Below are 8,511 nucleotides of genomic sequence, written 5' to 3'. Positions count from 1 at the left end.
AAAAACAGTCAGCTGATAGCTGGCTGTTTTTTTATATAGTAAAATAATAATGAAAAACGCAAATAATTAAAAGAAAAGGCTGCAAAACTTCTATAAAAGAGTATTATCGAGTAATAATCACATATTTAATTTCACTTTGTGACACTATAAGTAGTATTCCAAAATGAAATAACTTGTTTTGAGCGCTTGGTTTTCTCATTTGTTCACTATTATTACTTTAAGTTAAGAAATAACTTCTTTCTAATTGGAAATTAGGGGATAAAATTTGATATAATAAAAAGTCTGAATTGTCTTTCTTTAATAAGTTTCTTGACAGTAGCATGACACGTTGTTAATCTTACAATTAATATTCTTTTAACTATAGGAGGAAGTTACGATAATGTGGGAAACTAAATTTGCCAAAGAAGGTTTAACTTTTGATGATGTATTATTAGTACCAGCTCATTCAGAAGTATTACCGAAAGATGTTGATTTATCAGTTCAACTAACACCAAAGATTAAATTAAATATTCCAATGGTCAGTGCGGGCATGGATACAGTTACAGAATCTAAAATGGCTATTGCCATGGCACGTCAAGGTGGTATCGGTATTATCCATAAAAACATGGGTATTGATGAGCAAGCTGAACAAGTAGAAAAAGTAAAACGTTCTGAAAATGGTGTTATTACAAACCCATTCTTCTTAACTCCAACTCACCAAGTTTTCGATGCTGAGCACTTAATGGGTAAATACCGAATTTCGGGTGTACCAATTGTTGATAGTATGGAAAATCAAAAGCTAGTAGGGATTATTACAAACCGTGATTTACGTTTTATCTCTGACTACTCTTTAAAAATTGAAGATGTAATGACAAAAGAAGATTTGATAACAGCTCCTGTTGGTACAACTTTAGAGGATGCTGAAAAGATTCTTCAACAATATAAAATCGAGAAACTACCAATTGTTGATGAAGACGGTAAATTAACTGGTTTAATCACAATTAAGGATATCGAAAAAGTAATTGAATTCCCGAACGCTGCTAAAGACGTACATGGTCGTTTGCTAGTAGGCGCAGCGGTAGGCGTTTCAAAAGATACTATGATACGTATTGAGAAGCTTGTGGAGGCGCAAGTGGATATCGTAGTTATTGATACAGCACATGGTCATTCAGAGGGTGTTCTGCAAACAATTCGTTCGATTCGTGAAACTTACCCTGAATTAGAAATCATTGCTGGTAACGTTGCAACAGGTGAAGGCGCTCGTGCATTATTTGATGCTGGTGCAGATGTTGTTAAAGTGGGTATCGGTCCAGGTTCTATTTGTACAACTCGAGTGGTTGCAGGTGTTGGTGTACCACAAATTACAGCTGTTTACGATTGTGCAACAGTTGCTCGTGAAGTTGGTAAAACAATTATCGCGGATGGCGGAATTAAGTACTCAGGTGACATCGTAAAAGCACTTGCAGCTGGTGGTAACATCGTTATGCTTGGATCACTTCTTGCTGGTACTTCAGAATCTCCTGGTGATACTGAAATTTTCCAAGGTCGTCGCTTCAAAGTATATCGCGGTATGGGATCAATTGGAGCAATGGAAAAAGGTTCAAAGGATCGTTACTTCCAAGAAGATGCGAAGAAACTAGTGCCAGAAGGCATTGAAGGTCGTCTTCCTTACAAAGGTCCATTAGCAGATACGATTTATCAACTTATTGGTGGTATTCGTGCTGGTATGGGTTACTGTGGAGCTCCTAGCCTTGAATATTTACGTGATAATGCTCAGTTCATCCGTATGACAGGTGCTGGTCTTCGTGAATCACACCCACATGATGTTCAAATTACTAAAGAATCACCAAACTATTCAATGTAATATATTGTTAGCAACTTTTATGCTCTCGTATCGTCTACAAAGATGGCACGAGAGCATTTTTTTATGATAGAGATTGCGCACGTACGATAATATCTATGATAAAATTATCGAGGACAAGATTATTTATTGGAGGGCTTTGAAGGTGAAAAAGACAATGAACACCGTATTACGTTTGCTCCTAGTTCCTGCTCTGTTATTTAGTATGTTTGCGGGAATTCCTGCGAAGGCGAATGCAGAATCAGGTTTAGGACTACACGTGGATGCTGCGATTTTAATTGACGCAGATTCAGGAAAAATTTTATATGAAGAAAATGCAGATACTTCACTAGGTATTGCGAGTATGACAAAAATGATGACTGAATACCTGTTATTGGAAGCAATTGATGCAGGTACAGTTAAGTGGGATCAGGAATATAACGTAACAGATTATACGTATCGTATGTCTCAAAACCGTGCATTAAGTAATGTACCATTGCGTAGAGATGGAACTTACACAATTCGTGAGTTATATGAAGCGATGGCTATTTACTCTGCAAATGCTGCTACAGTGGCTATTGCAGAAACCATTGCAGGAACTGAAACTGAGTTTTTAAAACTAATGAATAAAAAAGCAGAAGAGCTTGGTCTTACAGGCTATAAATTCGTGAATTCTACTGGTCTTAACAATGCAGATTTATTTGGTATGCATCCAGCTGGTACTGGACCAGAAGATGAAAACGTAATGCCTGCTAAATCTGTAGCCAAATTAGCATATCATTTACTAAAAGATCATCCAAATGTATTAGAAACGTCTAAAATTGCAAAAAAGACGTTCCGTGAAGGTACAGATGATAAAATTGAAATGTCTAACTGGAACTTTATGTTACCTGGACTAATATTCCAATATGAGGGCGTAGACGGATTAAAAACAGGTACAACAAACTTTGCAGGACACTGCATTACAGGTACTGCAGAGCGCAATGGTACACGTTTGATTTCTGTTGTTATGAAGGCTGTAGATGCAAATGGACAAACCTCTAAAAGAGCTCGCTTTGATGAAACAGCTAAATTATTTAACTATGGCTTCTCACAATTCTCGAAACAAGAAATTATTCCAGCGAACTATAAGTTTAAAGATCAAGAAACAGTAAAAGTTACGAAAGGGAAAGAAAACAAAGTAGCGATTGCTGTTAAAGAACCAGTTTCATTTATGATTAAGTCATCTGAGAAAGATTTATATAAACCTAAATTAGAATTAGATAAAAAGAGTCTGGAAGCTGGAGTGAAAAAAGATACTGTTGTAGGTAAGGTCGTTATTGAGCGCACAGAAGGCACAGATTACGGCTTTATTGATGGTAAGGACCTTTCAGCCGATGTTGTCACTACAGAGGCTGTGGAGCGTGCTAGTGGTATCTCACTATTCTTCCAAGGGATCGGGAGCTTCTTCGGTAATCTATGGGGCGGCATTTCTGATTTCGTTGGCGGTTTATTTTAAAAATTAATGTAGAAGGAACACGCTGATGTTTAAAAAACATGGCGTGTTCTTTTTTCACGTTTTATGAGTTTCTTGCATACGCTATTAGTCGAAAGGATGTGGCTAAATGTGTGGCATTACAGGGTGGGCTAGCTTCCAAAGGGATTTGCGTAATAGTGGTCAAATATTGAAGTCAATGACGCAAACGTTAAATAAAAGAGGACCAGATGATGAAAATACTTGGTGTAGTGAACATATTGCATTTGGCCATCGACGGTTAGCAGTTATAGATTTAATCGGTGGAAAGCAACCGATGAAAAAAATACACGATGGTGAAAACTATGTCATTACATATAATGGCGAGCTGTATAATACGGAAGAAATACGAAAAGAGCTGCAAAAGAGAGGGTATGTGTTTGCAACGTATTCAGATACTGAAGTTCTTTTAACCGCTTATATTGAATGGAAAGAGCAATGTGTTGATTTTTTAAATGGTATATTTGCTTTTGGTGTGTGGGATGAAGCGGCACAATCACTTTTTTTATGCCGGGATCGTTTAGGTGTAAAACCGTTGTATTATACAGAGCAGCAGGATAGTCTGCTTTTTGCCTCAGAGGTGAAGGCATTATTGGCCCATCCAACAGTTCAACCAATCGTTAATATAGAAGGGCTAGCCAATATTATGGCTGTAGGTCCATCTAGAGCTCCTGGAAAGTCACTATTCCAAAATATTAATGAATTACGTCCCGGATATGCTATGCGCTTCTCTAGAGAAGGAGTACGTATATGGCAGTATTGGCAGCTTCAAAGCAAAAAACATGAAGAATCTTTAAATGAAACGATTGACCAAGTACGTTTTTTACTAATGGATGCCATTGAACGTCAGCTTATATCAGATGTACCAATTTGTACTTTTCTTTCAGGTGGACTAGATTCAAGTATTATTACGGGTATTGCTGCGAATACGTTTCAACAACAAAATAAAGGCAAGCTTCATACGTACTCAATTGACTACGAGGACAATGAACGCTTCTTTAATCCACATACTTTTCAAGTGTCCACAGACACATATTGGATTCAAAAAATGAAAGATACATTTGATACAACTCACCATGCAGAAGAAATATCACAGCAACGGTTAATTGATCTATTAGTAGAAGCTGTAGTTGTAAGAGATTCACCGGGGATGGCTGATGTTGACTCGTCGTTATTATGGTTTTGCCGAGAAATTAAAAAAGATTTTACAGTCGCTTTATCGGGTGAATGTGCCGATGAAATTTTCGGTGGCTATCCGTGGTTTACAGAAACAACTTCAGGCTTTCCGTGGATTCGATCATTGCCTGAAAGATCTGCCTTGTTGCGAGAGGAATGGCGTAAAAAGTTATCTGTGGAATCATATGCACAGCAAGTATATGCACAAACAATTAGTGAAGTACCTCACTTAGAGGGGGAAAATAACGAGGAGTCAAAGCGTCGTGAGATGTTTTATTTAAATATGGTGTGGTTTATGCAAACATTACTAGAACGAAAAGACCGTATGAGCATGGGGGCGAGTTTAGAAGTGCGTGTGCCGTTTGCTGATCACCGTCTTGTAGAGTATGCATGGAATATTCCTTGGGAAATGAAAAATCTAGAGGGCAAGGAAAAGGGGTTACTTCGAAAAGCAATGGAACATTTATTGCCTGAAGAAGTATTATATCGAAAAAAGAATCCCTATCCGAAAACCTACCATCCTGTTTACACAACTGGCGTTCAAAAGTGGTTGAGAGACATAATGAGCGATAAAAATTCTATTCTACATGAATTATTTGAACGACGAAAATTATTGGAGCTTATTGAAACGGGAGGTAATACCTTCAAGGTGCCTTGGTACGGACAATTAATGGCAGGCCCTCAGCTACTTGCCTATTTAGGGCAAATACATGTGTGGTTTGAGCATTATGATATTCAACTGAAGGAATCTTAAAAAGAAACAACCATCCGATCCCTTTTTTAGGGAAATGGATGGTTTATTTTTTGTTACTTTCAGTTAGTGATCCCGCCGTATGTCCCAACAATCCATGAGTCTCACAATAGAAGCTTCGATTTGGTGAACAGGAATACCACCAAAGCCTAGTAAAAACTGTGCTTGTGTAGAGAGTAGTCCATCCAGGCGATAATCCGATAAAGGATAAATACCAATTCCTGCATTGTTGGCGTGCTGCTGTAATTGTTTTTCTGATAAAGAATGTTGAACATTGAGTAAGACATGCATACCTGCCTGCTCACCGGTCATCTTAACTTGTGAAGAATAGTTTTCTAAAATAGTAGTTAGCTTATCATGCTTTTTGCGATACACTTTTCGCATCCGATTTAAATGCTTAGAAAAATGGCCGTCCCGCATAAAATTTGCTACGATATGCTGATCAAACCTTGGCACTGTTGAGGAGTAATAGTTAAAAACATCGTTATAAGTTGCAAGCAGTTTTGGTGGCAGCACAAAATAAGCGACACGTAAGGACGGCATTAACGATTTTGTAAAAGTACTCATATAGATGACTTTATCGTTACGATCTAATGCTTGAAGCGCTGGAATTGGTTTCCCAGTATAACGAAATTCAGAGTCATAATCATCCTCGATAATATAACGGGAAGGGCTCTGTGCTGCCCAATTCAATGCTTGAGCTCGTCTTGTTGCAGATAATACGGCACCAGTAGGAAATTGGTGGGATGGTGTTATATAAACAACATCAGCACTTGTTTTTTCGAGGGCATGAATAACAATTCCTTCAGCATCGACTTCTATGGGTAAAACCATTCTCTTGTGTTGCGAAAACATCCGGTGCACAGTTGGATAACCTGGGTTTTCAAGTGCAAAGCAAGTATCTTCGCTGAAGAGACGTAATATCATTGGCAGAAGTTGTTCCGTACCAGAGCCAATAACAATTTGTTCAGGGCTGCAGACAACTCCGCGTGATTGGTATAAATAATGAGCAATTTCCGTACGCAATGCTCGTTCTCCTTGCGGCTCCCCTGTTAATAATAAATCCTTTGAAGCATCATCAAAAAGGTCTCTCGCGTATTTGCGCCATGTTTGAAAGGGAAAGGCATCAATATCAATAGAACCAGGGTTAAAATCAATCATGTAAGATTTTTTCTTTGGCTGTTCGTTTAAGAAAGTGGTGGTGTCTTGTTGAATATACGGTAGTTCATCAATTTCCTCTACAAAATAGCCAACCCGTGATTTTGACATAATATAGCCCTCAGCAAGTAATTGAGCATAAGCAATTTCAATAGTTGTTTGGGAAATGTTTAAAAAATCTGCTAATTTTCGCTTCGACGGCAATTTTTCACCGACGGCAATTTTCTTCGTAATAATGGCTTCTTTTATACCACTATAAAGCTGATCGTAGAGGGGTTTACCGCCATCTTTTTCAAGTTCAAATAATAGCATGTCCATGTTAAATAATTCTCCTGACCTTATGATTATTTTATAAACTGAATATTTTTATATGGTCAATTTCTATTATACTAAATTTCATCATGAAGGTGGAGGTTAGAGAATATGAAACAAACAGGGACAGAGTTAGTAAAACGTGGGATGGCTGAAATGCAAAAGGGTGGCGTCATTATGGACGTTATTAACGCTGAGCAGGCAAAAATTGCTGAGGCAGCAGGCGCTGTTGCTGTTATGGCATTAGAGCGAGTGCCTTCAGATATACGTAAGGCTGGTGGTGTGGCACGTATGGCAGATCCACGCATCGTAGAACAAGTAATGGGCGCGGTTTCTATACCTGTGATGGCAAAGGCACGTATTGGTCATATTGTAGAGGCACGTGTGTTAGAAGCAATGGGCGTTGATTATATTGACGAAAGTGAAGTCTTAACACCAGCAGATGAGGAATTCCATTTATTAAAGAGTGATTATACAGTACCTTTTGTTTGTGGTTGTCGTGATTTAGGAGAAGCGGCCCGTCGAATTGGAGAAGGCGCTTCAATGCTACGGACGAAGGGTGAGCCTGGGACAGGAAATATTGTAGAGGCAGTGCGTCATATTCGTAAGGTGAACGCACAAGTGCGTAAAGTCGTAGGTATGACCGAGGACGAATTAATGACCGAGGCTAAATTATTGGGTGCGCCATTTGAGTTATTACGAGAAATTAAACGTCTTGGTTGTTTGCCAGTTGTAAACTTTGCCGCAGGAGGTGTTGCTACACCAGCGGATGCAGCATTAATGATGGAGTTAGGAGCTGATGGTGTATTTGTGGGTTCGGGTATTTTTAAATCAGAAAATCCTGAGAAGTTTGCCCGTGCTATTGTAGAAGCTACAACACATTACAAGGATTATAAGTTGATTGCGGACATTTCCAAAGAACTTGGTGTACCGATGAAAGGGATTGATATTGCACAGCTGAGCCAAAATGAACGTATGCAAGAACGAGGCTGGTAAGATGAAAAAGATTGGTGTGTTAGCTTTGCAGGGCGCGATACGAGAACATGCTCGAATGTTAGAGGTAATTGGTTACGAAGTTGTATTAGTAAAGCGTGAGAAGGATTTAGCAGAGCTCGACGGTCTTGTATTGCCAGGAGGAGAAAGTACAACGATGAGGAAGTTACTAAATCATTATGAGCTTTTAGAGCCAATTCGTGTACTTGCACAACAAGGTTTGCCGATGTTTGGTACTTGCGCAGGACTAATTTTATTGGCAAAGGAAGTAATGGATTATGAATCACATATAGGTGTGATGGATGTAGTGGTGGCTCGTAACTCTTATGGACGTCAGGTGGATAGCTTTGAGACTAAACTTGATATTCCGGCAATTGGTGACGCCATATCAGCGGTATTTATTCGTGCGCCGCATATTGTATCGGTTGGCGAGGGTGTTGAAATTCTAGCAGAGCATGATGGGAAGATTGTGTTGGCACGTGACGGCCATCTACTAGGGTGCTCATTTCATCCAGAATTAACGACAGACCCACGCATCCTCGAATATTTTGTTACATCTATGGTGTGACTTGCAAAATATCGTTTCATATAGTACAGTATGGTTAAAATTTAAATAAGTGAACACGATGATGGGAAGTAGTAGCAAGCACGTTTTTTTTAGAGAGTCAGCGGGTGGTGGAAGCTGATAAAAGCACTTGTGAATCCGTCCTGGAGTTGCGCAGCCGAAGTGAATAAAGTAGGCTGTCGCCGGTTGAAATGCCGTTATGAGATAAGTGGATTAGGCGAATG

The 8,511-nt window shown here is 39.0% G+C and carries 6 protein-coding genes and 1 other annotated feature (1 of these 7 only partly in view); of the genes, 5 read left to right on the top strand and 1 reads right to left on the bottom strand.

What is annotated here, in order from left to right; all coding sequences use genetic code 11:
• Nucleotides 1-379: 379 nt before the first annotated feature.
• The 3 genes from guaB (at nt 380) to asnB (ending at nt 5,262) form a co-directional block, all read left to right on the top strand.
• The gene (guaB, locus tag ACOMCU_RS26110; protein ID WP_010856978.1) at nt 380-1,843 is read left to right on the top strand and encodes an IMP dehydrogenase; all 1,464 of its coding nucleotides are present in this window, start codon (nt 380-382) and stop codon (nt 1,841-1,843) included.
• A gap of 142 nt (nt 1,844-1,985) precedes the next feature.
• Nucleotides 1,986-3,317 (top strand): D-alanyl-D-alanine carboxypeptidase family protein, encoded by a 1,332-nt coding sequence (locus ACOMCU_RS26105; protein ID WP_010856979.1) that lies wholly within the window; start codon nt 1,986-1,988, stop codon nt 3,315-3,317.
• 106 nt (nt 3,318-3,423) lie between these two features.
• Complete coding sequence (asnB, locus tag ACOMCU_RS26100) at nt 3,424-5,262, top strand: asparagine synthase (glutamine-hydrolyzing) (protein ID WP_421051969.1); 1,839 nt, start codon at nt 3,424-3,426, stop codon at nt 5,260-5,262.
• Nucleotides 5,263-5,325: 63 nt separating this feature from the next.
• Here the strand turns inward: asnB and ACOMCU_RS26095 are convergent, their stop codons facing one another.
• Nucleotides 5,326-6,735 carry a PLP-dependent aminotransferase family protein gene (locus tag ACOMCU_RS26095; protein ID WP_010856981.1) on the bottom strand — a complete coding sequence of 470 codons (1,410 nt, stop codon included), beginning with the start codon at nt 6,733-6,735 and terminating at the stop codon, nt 5,326-5,328.
• A gap of 105 nt (nt 6,736-6,840) precedes the next feature.
• Here ACOMCU_RS26095 and pdxS point away from each other — a divergent pair, with 105 nt between their 5' ends.
• Nucleotides 6,841-7,725 carry a pyridoxal 5'-phosphate synthase lyase subunit PdxS gene (gene pdxS, locus ACOMCU_RS26090; RefSeq protein ID WP_010856982.1) on the top strand — a complete coding sequence of 295 codons (885 nt, stop codon included), beginning with the start codon at nt 6,841-6,843 and terminating at the stop codon, nt 7,723-7,725.
• 1 nt (nt 7,726) lies between these two features.
• Nucleotides 7,727-8,290 carry a pyridoxal 5'-phosphate synthase glutaminase subunit PdxT gene (gene pdxT, locus ACOMCU_RS26085; protein WP_010856983.1) on the top strand — a complete coding sequence of 188 codons (564 nt, stop codon included), beginning with the start codon at nt 7,727-7,729 and terminating at the stop codon, nt 8,288-8,290.
• Between the two features lie 49 nt (nt 8,291-8,339).
• Nucleotides 8,340-8,511: a binding site (T-box leader), on the top strand (it continues 44 nt past the right edge of the window).

Source organism: Lysinibacillus sp. UGB7 (assembly GCF_049058285.1).
Classification (GTDB): domain Bacteria; phylum Bacillota; class Bacilli; order Bacillales_A; family Planococcaceae; genus Lysinibacillus; species Lysinibacillus sphaericus_B.
The sequence above is the reverse complement of the archived record's forward strand: the minus strand, read 5'-3'. Positions and strand labels throughout refer to the sequence as shown.